The 17,373-nt window shown below is 58.1% G+C and carries 15 protein-coding genes; 11 read left to right on the forward strand and 4 right to left on the reverse strand.

What is annotated here, in order from left to right; all coding sequences use genetic code 11:
• Positions 1-56: 56 nt before the first annotated feature.
• Positions 57-1,751 (reverse strand): lactate permease LctP family transporter, encoded by a 1,695-nt coding sequence (locus tag NMB39_RS04170; RefSeq protein WP_306956450.1) that lies wholly within the window; start codon positions 1,749-1,751, stop codon positions 57-59.
• Between the two features lie 252 nt (positions 1,752-2,003).
• On the opposite strand from NMB39_RS04170, the gene NMB39_RS04175 reads away from it, so the two are divergent.
• A complete protein-coding gene (locus NMB39_RS04175) occupies positions 2,004-2,771 on the forward strand; it encodes a GntR family transcriptional regulator (protein WP_034117836.1) in 768 nt (255 codons plus the stop codon).
• 38 nt (positions 2,772-2,809) lie between these two features.
• Here the strand turns inward: NMB39_RS04175 and smpB are convergent, their stop codons facing one another.
• A complete protein-coding gene (gene smpB / locus NMB39_RS04180; protein ID WP_014719962.1) occupies positions 2,810-3,292 on the reverse strand; it encodes an SsrA-binding protein SmpB in 483 nt (160 codons plus the stop codon).
• Positions 3,293-3,460: 168 nt separating this feature from the next.
• On the opposite strand from smpB, the gene NMB39_RS04185 reads away from it, so the two are divergent.
• Positions 3,461-3,895, forward strand: a complete 435-nt coding sequence (locus NMB39_RS04185; RefSeq protein WP_005791512.1) for a type II toxin-antitoxin system RatA family toxin — start codon at positions 3,461-3,463, stop codon at positions 3,893-3,895.
• Entirely contained in the window at positions 3,888-4,190 is a 303-nt protein-coding gene (locus NMB39_RS04190; RefSeq protein WP_494339606.1) for an RnfH family protein, read from the forward strand. Before NMB39_RS04185 ends, NMB39_RS04190 begins: the two co-directional genes overlap by 8 nt.
• Before the next feature lie 63 nt (positions 4,191-4,253).
• On the opposite strand, the gene NMB39_RS04195 is transcribed toward NMB39_RS04190, so the two are convergent.
• Positions 4,254-4,781 (reverse strand): outer membrane protein assembly factor BamE, encoded by a 528-nt coding sequence (locus NMB39_RS04195; protein WP_494339605.1) that lies wholly within the window; start codon positions 4,779-4,781, stop codon positions 4,254-4,256.
• A gap of 98 nt (positions 4,782-4,879) precedes the next feature.
• Here NMB39_RS04195 and fur point away from each other — a divergent pair, with 98 nt between their 5' ends.
• A complete protein-coding gene (gene fur, locus NMB39_RS04200; RefSeq protein ID WP_003194220.1) occupies positions 4,880-5,284 on the forward strand; it encodes a ferric iron uptake transcriptional regulator in 405 nt (134 codons plus the stop codon).
• Between the two features lie 84 nt (positions 5,285-5,368).
• Here the strand turns inward: fur and recN are convergent, their stop codons facing one another.
• Positions 5,369-7,042 (reverse strand): DNA repair protein RecN, encoded by a 1,674-nt coding sequence (recN, locus tag NMB39_RS04205; RefSeq protein WP_057025026.1) that lies wholly within the window; start codon positions 7,040-7,042, stop codon positions 5,369-5,371.
• A gap of 254 nt (positions 7,043-7,296) precedes the next feature.
• On the opposite strand from recN, the gene grpE reads away from it, so the two are divergent.
• The 7 genes from grpE (at position 7,297) to greA (ending at position 17,345) form a co-directional block, all read left to right on the forward strand.
• The gene (gene grpE / locus NMB39_RS04210; RefSeq protein WP_056845709.1) at positions 7,297-7,866 is read left to right on the forward strand and encodes a nucleotide exchange factor GrpE; all 570 of its coding nucleotides are present in this window, start codon (positions 7,297-7,299) and stop codon (positions 7,864-7,866) included.
• A 102-nt stretch (positions 7,867-7,968) separates the two neighbouring features.
• Positions 7,969-9,885, forward strand: coding sequence for a molecular chaperone DnaK (gene dnaK, locus NMB39_RS04215; RefSeq protein WP_046069556.1), 1,917 nt, complete (start codon positions 7,969-7,971; stop codon positions 9,883-9,885).
• Positions 9,886-10,202: 317 nt separating this feature from the next.
• Positions 10,203-11,327 (forward strand): molecular chaperone DnaJ, encoded by a 1,125-nt coding sequence (gene dnaJ, locus NMB39_RS04220; RefSeq protein WP_056845708.1) that lies wholly within the window; start codon positions 10,203-10,205, stop codon positions 11,325-11,327.
• Between the two features lie 9 nt (positions 11,328-11,336).
• Complete coding sequence (gene dapB, locus NMB39_RS04225; RefSeq protein ID WP_057012770.1) at positions 11,337-12,143, forward strand: 4-hydroxy-tetrahydrodipicolinate reductase; 807 nt, start codon at positions 11,337-11,339, stop codon at positions 12,141-12,143.
• 259 nt (positions 12,144-12,402) lie between these two features.
• Positions 12,403-13,539: a glutamine-hydrolyzing carbamoyl-phosphate synthase small subunit gene (carA, locus tag NMB39_RS04230; protein ID WP_464006266.1), complete on the forward strand. Its 1,137-nt coding sequence runs from the start codon at positions 12,403-12,405 to the stop codon at positions 13,537-13,539.
• A 105-nt stretch (positions 13,540-13,644) separates the two neighbouring features.
• Positions 13,645-16,866 (forward strand): carbamoyl-phosphate synthase large subunit, encoded by a 3,222-nt coding sequence (carB, locus tag NMB39_RS04235; protein WP_494339604.1) that lies wholly within the window; start codon positions 13,645-13,647, stop codon positions 16,864-16,866.
• Positions 16,867-16,868: 2 nt separating this feature from the next.
• Positions 16,869-17,345, forward strand: a complete 477-nt coding sequence (gene greA, locus NMB39_RS04240; RefSeq protein WP_043048492.1) for a transcription elongation factor GreA — start codon at positions 16,869-16,871, stop codon at positions 17,343-17,345.
• Positions 17,346-17,373 lie beyond the last annotated feature (28 nt).

The raw sequence follows: 17,373 nt of genomic DNA on the forward strand, positions 1-17,373 counted from the left end.
TAGCAGACGCCGGAATCGTTATCCGGCGTCGATTCTTACCCTATTACGTGCAGGTCTCAGTGCACCAGCATACCGGTGAACCAGTAGGCCTGCGCCAAGGTGATCAGCCCGACGATGGTGGCAAAAAACAGGCTGTGCTTGAGGGTAAAGCGGAACAGGTCGGATTCCTTGCCTACCAGGCCAGTGGCGGCGCAGGCCACGGCGATCGATTGCGGCGAGATCATTTTGCCGGTCACGCCGCCGCTGGTGTTCGCCGCTACCAGCAAGGTGTCGTTGACGCCAATCTGGTGGGCGGTGGTGGCTTGCAATGAGCTGAACAGGGCGTTGGATGAAGTATCGGAGCCTGTCAGGAAAACCCCCAGCCAGCCAAGGAATGGCGAAAAGAACGGGAAAGCTGCGCCGGTGCCGGCCAGCACCAAAGCCATGGTCGAGGACATGCCCGAATAGTTGGTGACGAAAGCAAACGCCAACACCATGCCGATGGACAGGATCGGCCAACGCAGCTCAAAGAAGGTTTCTTTTAAAGTGGTAAGACCAGTTTTGACGTCAATTTTCAACACTAGCATGGAGATCAGTGCTGAGAAGAAAATCGCAGTGCCGGTGGCCGAAATCGGGTCGAGCTTGAATACGGCCGGGATGGCGGTCGGGTTGGTCACGATGGGGGCGACTTTGATCACCAGTTGATCCAGGTGAGGAATCGCAAAGTTGAAGACCCAGCTGTACATCGAACCGCCCGCGGCGAACATGGCCTTGAAGGGCTTGAGGGTCCAGATGGTTACCAGCACGGTCAGGATCAGGAACGGCGACCAGGCCTTGAAAATCTGCCCCAGGCTGTAGGGCGAAACCACTGTACTGCGTGGCAAGCCGAAGCCGCCGGCGCTGGAGGTGACCGCTACGCTGGAGGTGGCGCCGGCAATCTGTGCGCCTGCGGTGCGCTTGGGCTGCCAGACTTTCAGGAACAGCGTCAGGGCAATCAGGCTGGCGAGTGCCGAGGTAATGTCTGGCAGTTCCGGGCCAATGAAGTTGGAGGTGAAGTACTGGGTGATGGCAAAGCTCAAGCCAGCCACCAATGCCGCTGGCCAGGTTTCGCGAACGCCACGCAGGCCGTCCATCATGAACACCAGCCAGAAGGGCACGAACAGCGACAGCAACGGCAGTTGCCGGCCGGTCATGGCGCCGATCTTGAACGCATCAATGCCGGTGACCTGGCCTGCGACGATGATCGGAATGCCCAATGCACCGAAGGCCACTGGCGCGGTGTTGGCAATCAGGCACAGGCCGGCGGCGTACAGCGGGTTGAAACCCAGGCCGACCAACAGCGCGGCGGTAATCGCCACGGGCGCACCAAAACCGGCGGCGCCTTCCAGGAAAGCACCGAAGCAGAAGCCGATCAACAGGACCTGCAGGCGCTGGTCGTCGGTGATCGACAAGACGGAGCTGCGGATGATCTCGAACTGACCGCTCTTGACCGTCAATTTGTAGAGGAATACCGCTGCCACGATGATCCAGGCGATGGGCCACAAGCCGTAGGCAAAGCCATAACCGGCTGCAGCCAGGGCCATGTCCACCGGCATCTGGAAGGCGAAGATGGCCACCAGGATCGACAGCGCCAGGGTGATGCTGCCAGCCACATGACCCTTAAGACGAAACACAGCCAGGGCCAGGAAGAAGAACACGATGGGAATTACGGCGGCCATTGCGGACAGGCCGAGGCTGCCGAGAGGGCTGTAGAGCTGTTGCCAGGTTTGCATATGGGGTGGCCCCTGATTTTGTTGTTGTTTGTGTGCTTGGATAATTGGTAATACCAATTTACATTCGCTGTGGGCTAGATTAAAAGGCATTGCAGTGGTGTGTCAATTTGCCGCTCGCGAAACTTTGGTCTGAGGCCGTGATGGGCGGTGCTCTGATCGGATGAATCAAAGGTGTTCTGATAGGTGCTGCAAGCGCAGCGATAGGCCAGAATAGAAGGCCCGGCGAGTGGTCGGGATCGTGGAGAGTGAGTTATGGGGTTTGATCAGGTGCGTCAGCGCCGTTTGTCTGATGACATTGTCGAGCAGCTTGAGGGCATGATCCTTGAGGGCACGTTGAAGTCAGGCGAGCGCTTGCCGGCCGAGCGCGCTTTGGCTGAACAGTTTGGTGTGTCGCGCCCGTCATTGCGTGAGGCGATCCAGAAACTGGCGGCCAAGGGGTTGCTGGTCAGTCGCCAGGGCGGTGGCAACTATGTGGTGGACTCCCTGGGTTCGACCTTCAGCGATCCGCTGCTGCATTTGTTGGAAAACAATCCCGAGGCACAGCGGGACCTTTTGGAGTTTCGCCAGACCCTGGAGGCTTCTTGTGCCTATTACGCGGCGTTGCGTGCCACGGAGGTCGACCGTGAACGGCTGACAGCGGCTTTTGAGGCGCTGCAGGATTGTTATGCGCGAGCCGACGAGGTGAGCCGAGTTGAGGAGGGCGCCGCGGATGCGAGATTTCACTTGGCGATTGCCGAGGCCAGTCATAACGCTGTGTTGCTGCACACCATTCGCGGCTTGTTCGATCTGCTCAAGCGAAACGTGGTGACCAACATCGGCGGCATGTATCAACAGCGTACAGAGACCCGCGACATGCTGATCAGCCAGCATCGGGATTTGTACCTGGCAATCATTGAGGGGCGAGCCGAGCAGGCGCGCGAAGTCTCGACACGTCACCTGTTGTATGTGCAGGAAGTGCTGGAGGAAGTACGTCAGGAGGTTCAGCGTGTAGCGCGGGCGGAACGACGCAAGGGCATGTAGCCCCGGGCAAGGTGCCCGAGGCTACATCGTCGCAAGGGTTATTCTTCCTTGCCCTTGTTGCGCACGGCGCGATGCAGTTCACGGTTGGAATCGCGCTCGCGTTCGGTATCGCGCTTGTCGTATTCCTTCTTGCCCTTGCCCAGTGCGATTTCGCACTTGACCAGGTGCTTGCTCCAATACCAGGACAAGCAGACGCAGGCGTAACCTTTTTGCTGCACGGCCGCGGCGAGCTTTTCCAGTTCGCGGGCGTTAAGCAATAGCTTGCGCGTGCGCACCGGGTCGGCAATCACGTGAGTGCTCGCGGTGGTCAGCGGGGTGATATGACTGCCGAGCAGCCATGCCTCGCCATCCTTGAGCAGCACATAACTGTCGACCAGCTGCAGTTTGCTGGCACGCAGACTCTTTACTTCCCAGCCGGCCAGGACCAGACCAGCCTCGAACCGATGTTCGATGAAGTAATCGTGTCGCGCCTTTTTATTTTGCGCGATGGTCCCTGTGGGGTGTTTCTTTTGTTTAGCCATAGGGGCGGCATTATAGGGAGTTGCGAGCGTGTCGGCTACGGTCAACCTGCGTGCTTGAGCGTGTTGGACGAATCCCGGACAATACGGGCAGTTCTTAGGTTTTTTTCTCTCGCGGATCGGGCTGTACTTTCGCGATGTTTGCCGCTCAGCAGTGGAAGTAACGCTCACATGACGACGCATATTCAACGTTCGGCCCTGTTGCCCTATCCAGCGCAGGCGCTCTATGACCTGGTCAACGACGTGGCGCGTTACCCGGAATTCCTGCCTTGGTGCTCGACTGCCGAGGTCTTGGAGAGCAGTGACGAGCACATGGTTGCCAGTGTCGGGGTCGCCAAGGGCGGTCTTAGCCAGCATTTTGTGACGCGCAATGTGCTGGTGCCTGGCAAATCCATCGAAATGAATCTGCAGGAGGGGCCTTTCACTCAGTTGCATGGGGTGTGGGTATTCAAGGCGCTGACGGATAAGGCCTGCAAGATCAGCCTGGATCTGTCATTTGATTATGCCGGGCCTATTGTGCGTGCCACGCTGGGGCCTTTGTTCAATCAGGCCGCTAATACGCTGGTGGATGCGTTCTGCCAGCGGGCCAAGCAATTGCATGGTTGAGATTGAAGTGGTGTATGCCGCGGTGGATCGCCAGGTTTTGTTGGCGGTGACAATGCCCGTGGGCACCAGCCTGAGGGCGGCGGTCCTGGCGTCGGGAATCGCACGGCAATTTCCGGATCTGGTGTTGGCCGACTGCCCTTTGGGAATCTTCGGTAAGGTGGTGGCGGATGCTGATGTGCGTGCTGTGCAGCCAGGTGATCGAATTGAAATCTACCGGCCGCTGCTTGCGGACCCCAAGGAAGTGCGCAGGCTGCGTGCGGCTAAAGCTGCGGTTAGCAGGCAACAAAACTCATAAGCCGGCCAAATGGCAGGCAACAAAAAGCCCGGCATGCCGGGCTTTTTATCGAGCAACGAAAAATTACTGCGGGTCGGTGTCCAGAGGTTGTGGCGTCGGAACGGGCACGGTTTCCACGCCGTCGACGTCTTTCTGGATCTGGTCCAACAGCGAGCCCGGCTTGGCCGGCACTTCGGATTTCGGTTTTCCAGCTTCCTGCACAGGTGCGGTCACGTTGGTGCCGCTGTCTTTGCCCAGCAGCGCTTCATCGCGGCTCACGCCGGGCATGAAGTCACCGGACAGGCTGACAAGCTGGTCATTGCCGTTGAAGACGACACTGACGCGCTCCTGTTGGCGTTCACCGCCACCTGGCTGGAGGCTATAGAGATAATCCCAGCGATCGGCATGGAAAGTGTCGGTCAGCAGGGGGTTGCCCATGATAAACCGTACTTGCCGTCGGGTCATTCCCGGGCGTAACTGGTCTATCATGTCCTGCGTGACGACATTGCCCTGCTGGATGTCGATTTTGTAAACCCCGGGGAATGAACAACCGGCGAGTGCGAGCAGTCCCACAAAGGTGAAACTGGTTAGCAAGAGCTTGGTGTTTTGCATCGGTGGGCGACTTCCACTATCTTGGCTGGGACAACGTAAACGCCGATCATACCCGTATTAAGAGAAGCTGCGAAGCAGCATCCGCGAGAAAGCTAACCATGGTTGAAAATAGCGAACTACGCAAAGCCGGTCTCAAAGTGACTCTGCCACGAGTCAAGATTCTACAAATGCTCGATTCTGCTGAGCAGCGTCACATGAGTGCCGAGGATGTCTACAAGGCGCTGATGGAGTCTAACGAGGACGTCGGCTTGGCCACGGTTTACCGTGTGCTGACCCAGTTTGAAGCCGCAGGGCTGGTGGTTCGTCATAATTTCGACGGCGGTCATGCGGTGTTTGAATTGGCCGACGGTGGTCACCACGACCACATGGTTGACCTGGATACCAATGAGGTTATCGAGTTCACCAGTCCTGAAATCGAGGCGCTGCAGCATAAGATTGCTGAGGAGCATGGGTTCGATTTGGTCGACCATAATCTGGTCTTGTACATCCGTAAGAAAAAGTAAAAATCGACGCAGATTTGCTCTGTGAAACGATTGAAGGCGACCCCAGGGTCGCCTTCGTGCTTTCTATAAGACGGAAATACCCGTTCAGGCCTTCGCGGCCACGACCATTTTTTTCGCGTGAGCCAAGGACTCCTTGGTCAAGTCGATGCCGCCGAGCATCCGCGCGACCTCCTCTACCCGCTCCGATTTGTTCAGCTTGGAGACGGCCGTATGCGTCGCGTCATTGCCACGCACCTTGTGCACAAATAAATGCTGATGACCCTGGGCGGCCACTTGCGGCAAGTGAGTTACCGTAAGCACCTGGCCGCGATCCCCCAGGCGGCGCAACAACTGGCCGACAATCTCTGCGGTCGGCCCGCCAATGCCAACGTCTACCTCGTCGAATACCAGCGTCGGCACTCGTGAGGTTTGGGCGGTAATCACTTGGATCGCCAGGCTGATTCGCGACAGCTCGCCGCCAGACGCGACTTTGGCAAGGGCCTTGAGTGGTTGCCCGGGGTTGGCGCTGACCAGCAGTTCTACTTGCTCCAGCCCATGGGGTTGCAGTTCGTGACTGGCGTTTGCGCGTAGTTCGATGGTGAAGCGCCCGCCCGGCATGCCCAGGCGCTGGATTTCTTGCTCAACGGCGCTGGCCAGGCTGGTGGCTGCTTGCTGGCGCAGGTCGCTGAGTTCCCGGGCCTTTTCCTGGTAGTGGCGGGCAAACGAGGCGAGCTCTTCGCCCAGCCGCTCGATGGATTCGTCGTTCGCGTTCAAAGTCTCGATTTCATCCAGCAGTTTCTGCTGCATGGCGGCGACTTCAGTGGGCTGGATTCGATGCTTGCGTGCCAGGGTATAGATAGTATCCAGGCGCTCTTCTATTTCCTGCAGGCGCGCTGGATCGGCATCGAAATGGTCCAGAAAACGATTCAGTTCGCCGACCGCTTCCTCAACCTGGATCTGTGCGCTGGTCAGCAGGGTGGTGGCTTCACTCAGCGAACCGGAAGCGTTGTTCACACTGGACAGGCGATTGAGGCTGGCGGTCAGTGCGTTGAGTACATTGCCGGAATCGCTCTCACTGCATTGCTCGACCACCTGGCGGCATATACCTAGCAGGGTCTCGGCATTGGTCAGGTTCTTGTGTTCCTGTTCAAGCTGCTCCAGCTCGGTCTCACCCAGGCCCAGGCTTTCGAGCTCTTCCAGCTGATAGCTGAGCAACTGGTGGCGGGCACGTTGTTCGTCGCCAGAGTTGGAGAGGCGTTCCAGCTCCTGGCGCGTCTGGCGCCAGCGTTGGGCCGCGAGTTGAACTTGACGGGCAAGATCGGTGGCGCCGGCGTATTCATCGAGCAGGCGGCGGTGGGTATCGGTTTTCAGCAGGGATTGGTGCTCATGCTGGCTGTGGATATCAATAAGCAGCTCCCCCAGCGCTTTCAAGTCACCTAGGGGACAAGGGGTGCCGTTGATATAGCCGCGGGAGCGCCCTTCGGCAGTGATCACCCGACGCAGAATGCAGGGCCCTTCATTATTGAGGTCGCGCTCGGCCAGCCATGCCTCGGCTTCAGGAATATCCGCAAGGTCGAAGGTGGCCAGGATATCGGCTTTGTCGGAGCCGGGGCGTACCACGCCACTGTCGGCACGGTCGCCGAGGGTCAGGCCCAGAGCGTCGAGCATGATCGACTTGCCGGCGCCGGTCTCGCCTGTGATTACGCTCATCCCGCGATCCAGTTCAAGGTCCAGGTGTTCAACAATGGCGTAGTTGTGTACAGACAGGTGCACCAGCATGACGGCCGCTCCCAGGCTTTAGGTCTGGTTATTTATACAGTGTTTTGTTCAGGCCTGACAATCCTGAGGCTTAGCTCGATTTGCTTGATCAATGCGTTTTTTTAGCGCGATGCGGAATGAAGGCGCAGGAAATGATCCAGAGCATGCGAAAGACTTTTGGTAACGCCTGCGCCCTTGAACCTGGAAATTGTGGCCCCATATACCGGAACAGAAGCGCGAGTTGAGTTCGCGCATGATTTTGAAAGGAGAGATCTATGGCTGACGAACAGACGCAGGATACGCAAACTCCAGACGCCAACGCGGCTGCCGGTGATGAGCTGGCGACACGCGTGCAAGTGCTCGAAGAGCAATTGTCCGCTGCGCAGGATCAATCTTTGCGTGTTGCCGCCGATCTGCAGAACGTCCGCCGCCGTGCCGAGCAGGACGTAGAGAAGGCTCACAAATTCGCGCTGGAAAAATTCGCCGGTGATCTGTTGCCGATCATCGACAGCCTGGAGCGTGGTCTTGAGTTGTCCAACCCGGACGACGAAAACATCCGCCCAATGCGCGAAGGCATCGAGCTGACCCTGAAAATGTTCCAGGACACCCTGAAGCGTTATCAGCTGGAAGCTATCGATCCGCAAGGCGGTGAGCCTTTCAACGCTGAGCACCACCAGGCCATGGCCATGCAGGAAAGTCACGACCTGGAGCCTAACAGCGTTATGAAGGTGTTCCAGAAGGGCTACCAACTCAATGGTCGCTTGATGCGCCCGGCAATGGTGGTGGTGAGCAAGGCTCCTGCCGCCGATGCACCTCCTGCACCTTCTATCGATGAGCAGGCTTGAAATCCGCCGCAAGGCCCCCATCTATAAGTCAAGCGTTTAAGTGCTACCGCGGTTAGCCACCACTGCTGCGGCAAAAAAATTCAAGTTTCGGGAGAGTAAATCATGGGCAAAATTATCGGTATTGACCTGGGGACCACCAACTCCTGCGTCTCCGTGCTGGAAAACGGCGTTGCAAAGGTTATCGAAAACGCCGAAGGCGCACGTACCACTCCGTCGATCATTGCTTACGCCAACGACGGTGAAATCCTCGTCGGTCAGTCGGCCAAGCGCCAGGCTGTAACCAACCCGCATAACACCCTGTACGCGGTAAAGCGTCTGATCGGTCGTAAGTTCGACGAAGAAGTCGTACAGAAAGACATCAAGATGGTGCCTTACAAAATCGCCAAGGCCGACAACGGTGACGCCTGGGTTGAAGTAAACGGCCAGAAAATGTCGCCGCCGCAAATCTCGGCTGAAATCTTGAAAAAGATGAAGAAGACTGCCGAAGACTACCTCGGTGAAGCTGTGACTGAAGCGGTGATCACCGTTCCGGCCTACTTCAACGACAGCCAGCGCCAGGCAACCAAGGACGCCGGCCGCATCGCGGGCCTCGACGTAAAACGCATCATCAACGAACCTACCGCAGCCGCACTGGCTTACGGCATGGACAAGGCCAAGGGCGATCACACCGTGATCGTTTATGACCTGGGTGGCGGTACCTTCGATGTTTCCGTGATCGAGATCGCTGAAGTTGACGGCGAGCACCAGTTCGAAGTGTTGGCCACCAACGGCGATACCTTCCTGGGTGGTGAAGACTTTGACATTCGTCTGATCGACTACCTCGTTGATGAATTCAAGAAAGAAAGCGGCATGAACCTCAAGGGTGACCCGCTGGCCATGCAGCGCCTGAAAGAAGCCGCTGAGAAAGCCAAGATCGAGCTGTCTTCCGCTCAGTCGACCGACGTCAACCTGCCGTACATCACTGCAGACGCTACCGGTCCTAAGCACTTGAACGTGAAGATCTCGCGCTCCAAGCTCGAAGCGCTGGTTGAAGACCTGGTTCAGCGCACTATCGAGCCTTGCCGTATCGCGCTGAAAGACTCCGGTATCGACGTTGGCTCGATCAACGACGTGATCCTGGTCGGCGGCCAGACCCGTATGCCTTTGGTGCAAAAGCTGGTAACCGAGTTCTTCGGCAAAGAAGCACGTAAAGACGTCAACCCTGACGAAGCCGTTGCCATGGGTGCTGCGATCCAGGGTGCGGTACTGGCCGGTGACGTGAAAGACGTACTGCTGCTGGACGTAAGCCCGCTGACCCTGGGTATCGAAACCATGGGTGGCGTGATGACTGCGCTGATCGAGAAAAACACCACGATTCCTACCAAGAAATCCCAAGTGTTCTCGACTGCTGATGACAATCAGGGCGCCGTGACCATTCACGTGCTGCAAGGTGAGCGTAAGCAAGCCGCCCAGAACAAGTCCCTGGGCAAGTTCGACCTGGCTGAGATTCCGCCAGCACCACGTGGCGTGCCACAGATCGAAGTGACCTTCGACATCGACGCCAACGGCATCCTGCACGTTGGTGCGAAGGACAAGGCTACCGGCAAAGAGCAGAAGATCACTATCAAGGCCAACTCCGGCCTGTCTGATGAAGAAATTCAACAGATGATCCGTGATGCCGAAACCAACGCTGAAGCGGACAAGAAGTTCGAAGAGCTGGCCGGTGCTCGCAACCAGGGTGATGCGCTGGTTCACTCGACTCGCAAGATGATCGCTGATGCTGGCGACAAAGTGACTGCCGAAGAGAAAACTGCAATCGAAGCAGCAGTGGTTGCCCTGGAAGCCGCCATCAAGGGCGACGACAAGGCTGCCATCGAGGCGAAGGTTGAGGAACTGTCGAAAGTCTCCGCGCCGGTCGCTCAGAAAATGTACGCCGAACAAGCTCAGCCGGCTGACGGTGCTGCGCAACAAGCAGAGCCTGAAGCCAAGCACGATGATGTTGTCGATGCCGAGTTCGAAGAAGTTAAAGACAACAAGTAAGTTGGTTGTCCGGTTGACCGCTGACAAGCGGTGACTGGTAGGATGTCGCCGCGCGGGAGCTAGCTCCCGCGTTGGCGTGTCTGGGGTATGCGAATTTTTACAGCATGCGACAACGCTCGGATGCTGGCGGTGTGACCGGGAATGCTCCTGCTTTCCGAATGACAATCACCGCGTTTTTGGCCGGGTCCCTGGCTGAAAGCAGTAATGACCAGGATCGTTGAATTGACGTGAGTTGGGTCCGGGCCTGTATTGGGGCTCAACGAGTTTGGCAGGGTTCAGGAGGGCCAGGCCGGACGTCCTTAAGAGTGCAAAGACTTATGGCAAAGCGTGACTATTACGAAGTATTGGGTGTGGAGCGCGGGGCCAGCGAGGCGGACCTGAAAAAGGCCTACCGCCGCCTGGCGATGAAGCACCACCCGGACCGTAATCCGGATAACAAAGAATCCGAAGAGATGTTCAAGGAGGCCAACGAGGCCTACGAATGCCTGTGTGATCCCAATAAGCGTGCGGCTTACGACCAGTATGGGCATGCCGGCGTCGACCCGAGCATGGGCGGCGGCGGTGCCGGTTTTGGTGGCCAGAACTTCTCCGATATTTTTGGCGACGTGTTCAGCGACTTCTTTGGTGGTGGTCGCGGTGGTCAGCGTGGCGGTGCCCAGCGTGGCAGTGACCTGCGCTACACCCTGGAACTGAACCTGGAAGAGGCCGTGCGCGGTACCAGCGTCAATATCCGTGTACCGACGCTGGTCAATTGCAAGCCGTGCGACGGTTCGGGTGCGAAGAAAGGTTCCTCGCCGATTACTTGCCCGACCTGTGGTGGTATCGGTCAGGTGCGCATGCAGCAGGGCTTCTTCTCGGTGCAGCAAACCTGCCCGCGTTGCCATGGTCAGGGCAAGATCATTTCTGATCCGTGCGACTCCTGCCACGGCGAAGGCCGCGTCGAAGAGTACAAGACGCTCTCGGTGAAAGTGCCGGCAGGTGTGGATACCGGTGATCGTATTCGCCTGTCGGGCGAAGGCGAGGCGGGTACCCAAGGCGGTCCGACGGGCGATCTGTACGTGGTGATCAATGTGCGCGAGCATTCGATCTTCCAGCGCGATGGCAAGCATTTGTTCTGCGAAGTGCCGATCAGCTTTGTCGATGCGGCCTTGGGTGGCGAGCTGGAAATTCCGACCCTTGATGGTAGGGTTAAGCTCAAGATTCCTGAAGGTACTCAAACCGGCAAGCAGTTCCGCATTCGTGGTAAAGGCGTTGCGCCGGTACGCGGTGGTGCTGCTGGCGACCTGATGTGCCGCGTAGCGGTGGAAACCCCCGTTAACCTGGGGCGTCGTCAGCGCGAATTGCTCGAAGAGTTCCGTAGTTCGCTGGAAGGTGACGATTCCCACTCGCCGAAAACCACTGGCTTTTTCGATGGCGTAAAGCGCTTCTTCGGCGACCTGTAAGGAAGTGATATGCGACGTATAGCCGTAATGGGCGCTGCCGGGCGCATGGGCAAGACGCTGGTCGAAGCGGTGCAGCAGCGTTCGCCGGCCTCTGGGCTGACCGCGGCGATTGTTCGCCCGGGCAGCACGTTGATCGGTGCGGATGCCGGTGAGTTAGCCTCTCTGGGGCGCATCGGTGTTTCATTGTCGGGCAGTCTTGAGCAGGTAGCTGACGAGTTCGACGTATTGATCGACTTCACCTTGCCGGATGTGATGCTGAAAAACCTGGCGTTTTGCCGCAAGGCGGGCAAGGCGATGGTGATTGGCACGACGGGCTTGAGTGCTGAACAGAAGCAGTTGCTGGTGGAGGCGGGCAAGGACATCCCTATCGTCTTTGCCGCCAACTTCAGTGTGGGTGTGAACCTGTCGCTGAAATTGCTGGATCTGGCGGCGCGTGTGCTGGGTGATGAGGCGGATATCGAAATCATCGAGACCCATCACCGTCACAAGATCGACGCGCCTTCCGGTACCGCACTGCGCATGGGTGAAGCTATAGCTGATGCGTTGGGTCGCGATCTGTCGAAAGTGGCTGTGTACGGGCGCGAAGGTCATACAGGTGAGCGTGCGCGCGACACCATTGGCTTTGCGACTGTGCGCGGTGGTGATGTAGTGGGCGATCACACAGTGCTGTTCGCCACCGAAGGTGAACGCCTGGAGATCACGCATAAAGCCTCCAGTCGCATGACGTTTGCCAAGGGGGCGGTGCGTGCTGCGCTCTGGTTGGAGGGGCGCGAGCCTGGCTTGTACGACATGCGCGATGTGCTGGATCTGCACTAATCAGTAGCTAAAACGGGGCTCCAGGATTATCCTGAGGCCCCGTTTTTAACCGCTAAGCGACGTCCTGTCGCATTCTCCTGCCTTTAAGGCTCATTAGCGGTGGACCAAAAAAGCCTTTTTCTGTAAGCTACAGCTTTAGTGTGTCCACTAAAAGCGCGCAGAATAATTCAGTGAAGAAGCGGGGTGACGTGTCCATACGTCACTCCGCTTTTTTACAACCTGCGATCGCCCTTTCAGGCTTTATTTACGGGAGGTCTTCTTGACTAAGCCAGCCATACTCGCCCTTGCTGATGGCAGCATTTTTCGCGGCGAAGCCATTGGAGCCGACGGTCAAACCGTTGGAGAGGTAGTGTTTAACACTGCCATGACCGGCTATCAGGAAATCCTTACCGATCCTTCCTACGCCCAACAGATCGTTACCCTGACCTATCCGCACATCGGCAACACCGGGACAACACCGGAAGACGTCGAGTCTGATCGTGTCTGGTCAGCAGGTCTGGTAATTCGTGACCTGCCACTGGTTGCGAGCAACTGGCGTAACACGATGTCGCTGTCCGATTACCTGAAAGCCAACAACGTTGTGGCGATCGCCGGTATCGACACGCGCCGCCTGACGCGCATCCTGCGTGAGAAAGGCTCGCAGAACGGCTGCATCATGGTCGGTGACAATATTTCCGAAGAGGCGGCGATTGCCGCAGCACAAGGTTTCCCTGGCCTGAAGGGCATGGACCTGGCGAAAGTCGTCAGCGTCAAAGAAAAGTACGAGTGGCGCTCCACTGTCTGGGATTTGAAGACTGACAGCCATGCGACCATCGATGCTGCCGAGTTGCCTTACCACGTGGTCGCCTACGACTATGGCGTCAAGTACAACATCCTGCGCATGCTGGTCGAGCGCGGCTGCCGCGTGACCGTTGTGCCGGCACAGACCCCGGCCAGCGAAGTGCTCGCCCTGCAACCGGACGGTGTGTTTCTGTCCAATGGCCCGGGTGACCCCGAGCCATGCGACTACGCCATCCAGGCCATCAAGGACGTGCTGGAAACCGAGATCCCGGTATTCGGCATCTGCCTGGGCCACCAGTTGCTGGCCCTGGCCTCCGGCGCCAAGACCCTGAAAATGGGGCACGGCCACCATGGTGCAAACCACCCGGTACAAGATCTGGATACCGGCATTGTGATGATCACCAGCCAGAACCACGGTTTTGCGGTAGATGAAGCCTCCTTGCCAAGCAACGTGCGCGCCATTCACAAGTCGCTGTTCGACGGTTCCCTGCAGGGCATCGAGCGCACCGACAAGAGCGCGTTCAGCTTCCAGGGCCACCCTGAAGCCAGCCCGGGCCCGAACGACGTAGCGCCGCTGTTCGACCGTTTCATCAATGAGATGGCCAAGCGACGCTGACTGACTGGCCTGTGGGCGGCCCCGAGCTTCGGTGGCCCCCGCAGGCTCTTCAAAGATTGTTCAAGACGGCTTGCCGACTGACCTGCGGATTTGAGTGACAAACCCATGCCAAAACGTACAGACATAAAAAGCATCCTGATTCTCGGCGCTGGCCCGATCGTGATCGGCCAGGCCTGCGAATTCGACTACTCCGGCGCCCAGGCCTGTAAAGCCCTGCGCGAGGAGGGTTACCGCGTCATCCTGGTGAACTCCAACCCGGCCACCATCATGACCGACCCGGCCATGGCCGATGCTACCTACATCGAGCCGATCAAGTGGCAGACCGTGGCCAAGATCATCGAGAAAGAGCGTCCGGACGCGCTGCTGCCGACCATGGGTGGCCAGACGGCGTTGAACTGCGCCCTGGACCTGGAGCGCGAAGGTGTCCTGGAGAAGTTCGGCGTAGAGATGATCGGTGCCAATGCCGACACCATCGACAAGGCTGAAGACCGTTCGCGCTTCGACAAGGCCATGAAGTCCATCGGTCTTGACTGCCCGCGCTCCGGTATTGCCCACAGCATGGAAGAGGCCAACGCGGTTCTCGAAAAGCTGGGTTTCCCATGCATCATCCGCCCGTCCTTCACCATGGGCGGCACCGGTGGTGGCATTGCTTACAACCGTGAAGAGTTCGAAGAAATCTGTGCCCGTGGCCTGGACCTGTCTCCGACCAAAGAGCTGTTGATCGACGAGTCCCTGATCGGCTGGAAAGAGTATGAGATGGAGGTTGTCCGCGATAAGAAGGACAACTGCATCATCGTTTGCTCCATCGAAAACTTCGACCCGATGGGTGTGCACACCGGTGACTCGATCACTGTTGCTCCGGCGCAGACCCTGACGGACAAGGAATACCAGATCATGCGCAACGCCTCGTTGGCGGTATTGCGTGAGATCGGCGTTGAAACCGGTGGTTCCAACGTTCAGTTCGGCATCTGCCCGGACACAGGTCGCATGGTCGTGATCGAGATGAACCCGCGTGTATCGCGCTCTTCGGCACTGGCTTCGAAAGCTACCGGCTTCCCGATTGCGCGTATCGCTGCCAAGCTGGCGATCGGTTACACCCTGGACGAGCTGCAAAACGAAATCACGGGCGGCGCTATGCCGGCGTCTTTCGAGCCGTCTATCGACTACGTCGTGACCAAGCTGCCGCGCTTTGCCTTCGAGAAGTTCGCCAAGGCTGATGCGCGCCTGACCACCCAGATGAAGTCTGTCGGTGAAGTCATGGCGATCGGTCGCACTTTCCAGGAGTCCCTGCAGAAAGCCCTGCGTGGCCTGGAAGTCGGTGTTTGCGGCCTGGACGAAAAGCTCGACCTGAGCAACCCGGAAAGCATGAGCATCCTCAAGCGCGAGCTGACCGTGCCGGGCGCCGAGCGTATCTGGTATGTGGCTGACGCCTTCCGTGCCGGCCTGAGCGTCGAAGATATCTTCGGCATGAACATGATCGACCCGTGGTTCCTTGTGCAGATCGAAGATCTGATCAAGGAAGAAGAGAAGGTCAAGACGCTGGGTCTGTCGTCTATCGACCGCGACTTGATGTTCCGCCTCAAGCGCAAAGGTTTCTCCGATCAGCGTCTGGCCAAGCTGCTGGGTGTGACCGAGAAGAACCTGCGTACTCATCGCCACAAGCTGGATATCTTCCCGGTCTACAAGCGCGTTGACACCTGCGCCGCAGAATTCGCCACCGACACGGCCTACATGTACTCCACCTATGAGGAAGAGTGCGAAGCCGCGCCGACAGGCCGCGACAAGATCATCATCCTGGGTGGCGGTCCGAACCGTATCGGCCAGGGCATCGAGTTCGACTATTGCTGTGTACACGCCGCCCTTGCGCTGCGCGAAGACGGGTACGAGACCATCATGGTCAACTGCAACCCGGAAACTGTTTCCACTGACTACGACACTTCCGACCGTCTGTATTTCGAACCGGTAACCCTGGAAGACGTCCTGGAAATCTGTCGCGTCGAAAAGCCCAAAGGCGTGATCGTCCAGTACGGCGGCCAAACTCCGCTGAAGCTGGCGCGTGCCCTGGAAGCGGCTGGCGTGCCGATCATCGGTACCAGCCCTGATGCCATCGACCGCGCCGAAGACCGTGAGCGCTTCCAGCAGATGGTTGAGCGCCTGAACCTGCGTCAGCCGCCAAATGCCACCGTGCGCAGCGAAGACGAAGCCATTCGTGCGGCCAGCAAGATCGGCTACCCGCTGGTGGTGCGTCCATCCTACGTGCTGGGCGGTCGCGCGATGGAAATCGTCTATGAAGAAGACGAGCTCAAGCGTTACCTGCGTGATGCGGTGAAAGTGTCCAACGACAGCCCGGTGCTGCTGGACCACTTCCTCAACTGCGCTATCGAAATGGACGTGGATGCGGTTTGCGACGGTACCGACGTGGTGATCGGCGCAATCATGCAGCATATCGAACAGGCGGGCGTTCACTCCGGTGACTCCGCATGCTCGCTGCCGCCGTACTCGCTGCCGGCGCATATCCAGGACGAGATGCGCGAGCAGGTCAAGAAAATGGCTCTGGAGCTGGGTGTGGTCGGCCTGATGAACGTACAGTTGGCGCTGCAAGGCGAAGACATCTACGTCATCGAAGTCAACCCGCGGGCTTCGCGTACCGTGCCGTTTGTTTCCAAGTGCATCGGTGTGTCCCTGGCCATGATCGCGGCCCGTGTGATGGCCGGTAAGACCTTGAAGGAAATCGGTTTCACCAAGGAAATCATTCCAAACTTCTACAGCGTGAAAGAGGCGGTATTCCCATTCGCCAAATTCCCTGGTGTGGACCCGATCCTGGGCCCGGAGATGAAGTCCACCGGTGAAGTGATGGGCGTGGGCGATACCTTCGGTGAAGCGTTCGCCAAGGCTCAGATGGGGGCCAGTGAAGTGCTTCCGACCGGCGGTACTGCTTTTATCAGCGTGCGTGATGACGACAAGCCACTGGTTGCAGGGGTTGCCCGTGATCTGATCAACTTGGGCTTTGAAGTCGTGGCTACCGCCGGGACCGCCAAGCTGATCGAAGCTGCCGGCCTGAAAGTCCGTCGCGTGAACAAGGTGACGGAAGGCCGTCCGCACGTGGTCGACATGATCAAGAATGACGAAGTCACCCTGATCATCAACACCACCGAAGGTCGCCAGTCGATCGCGGATTCCTACTCCATTCGTCGTAATGCCTTGCAGCACAAGATCTACTGCACCACCACCATTGCTGCTGGCGAAGCCATCTGCGAAGCGCTCAAGTTCGGTCCGGAAAAGACCGTGCGTCGCTTGCAGGATTTACATGCGGGATTGAAGGCATGAGCATAACCAAATACCCAATGACCGTTCAGGGTGCCAAGGCCCTGGAAGAGGAGCACGCCCATCTCACCAAGGTCGTACGTCCAAAGCTGAGCCAGGACATCGGTACGGCCCGCGAGCTGGGTGACTTGAAGGAAAACGCCGAATACCACGCTGCCCGCGAGCAGCAGGGTATGGTGGAGGCGCGGATTCGTGACATTGAGGGCCGCATGCAGAATGCGGTGATTATCGATGTCACGACCATCCCACATACTGGCAAGGTGATCTTCGGTACTACGGTGGAAATCGCCAACGTCGAGACCGACGAGAGCGTGACCTACCAGATCGTGGGAGAGGATGAGGCTGACTTCAAAAAAGGCAAGATCTCCGTCGGTTCGCCGATCGCTCGTGCATTGATTGCCAAGGAAGAGGGCGACGTGGTCGCTGTGAAGACGCCGAGTGGCGTGATCGAGTACGAGATTGTCGAAGTTCGTCACATCTGAAAAAAGGCGCCCGCTTCGTGCGGGCGCC

Source organism: Pseudomonas sp. FBCC-B545 (assembly GCF_059134095.1).

Coding starts and splice junctions, on each gene's coding strand:
- dnaJ (WP_056845708.1), top strand. CDS start 10,203: ATGGCAAAGCGTGACTATTACGAAGTATTGGGTGTGGAGCGCGGGGCC.
- recN (WP_057025026.1), bottom strand. CDS start 7,042: ATGCTGGTGCACCTGTCTGTACACAACTACGCCATTGTTGAACACCTG.
- smpB (WP_014719962.1), bottom strand. CDS start 3,292: ATGGCTAAACAAAAGAAACACCCCACAGGGACCATCGCGCAAAATAAA.
- NMB39_RS04185 (WP_005791512.1), top strand. CDS start 3,461: ATGACGACGCATATTCAACGTTCGGCCCTGTTGCCCTATCCAGCGCAG.
- dnaK (WP_046069556.1), top strand. CDS start 7,969: ATGGGCAAAATTATCGGTATTGACCTGGGGACCACCAACTCCTGCGTC.
- NMB39_RS04190 (WP_494339606.1), top strand. CDS start 3,888: ATGGTTGAGATTGAAGTGGTGTATGCCGCGGTGGATCGCCAGGTTTTG.
- NMB39_RS04175 (WP_034117836.1), top strand. CDS start 2,004: ATGGGGTTTGATCAGGTGCGTCAGCGCCGTTTGTCTGATGACATTGTC.
- dapB (WP_057012770.1), top strand. CDS start 11,337: ATGCGACGTATAGCCGTAATGGGCGCTGCCGGGCGCATGGGCAAGACG.
- NMB39_RS04170 (WP_306956450.1), bottom strand. CDS start 1,751: ATGCAAACCTGGCAACAGCTCTACAGCCCTCTCGGCAGCCTCGGCCTG.
- NMB39_RS04195 (WP_494339605.1), bottom strand. CDS start 4,781: ATGCAAAACACCAAGCTCTTGCTAACCAGTTTCACCTTTGTGGGACTG.
- grpE (WP_056845709.1), top strand. CDS start 7,297: ATGGCTGACGAACAGACGCAGGATACGCAAACTCCAGACGCCAACGCG.
- fur (WP_003194220.1), top strand. CDS start 4,880: ATGGTTGAAAATAGCGAACTACGCAAAGCCGGTCTCAAAGTGACTCTG.
- carB (WP_494339604.1), top strand. CDS start 13,645: ATGCCAAAACGTACAGACATAAAAAGCATCCTGATTCTCGGCGCTGGC.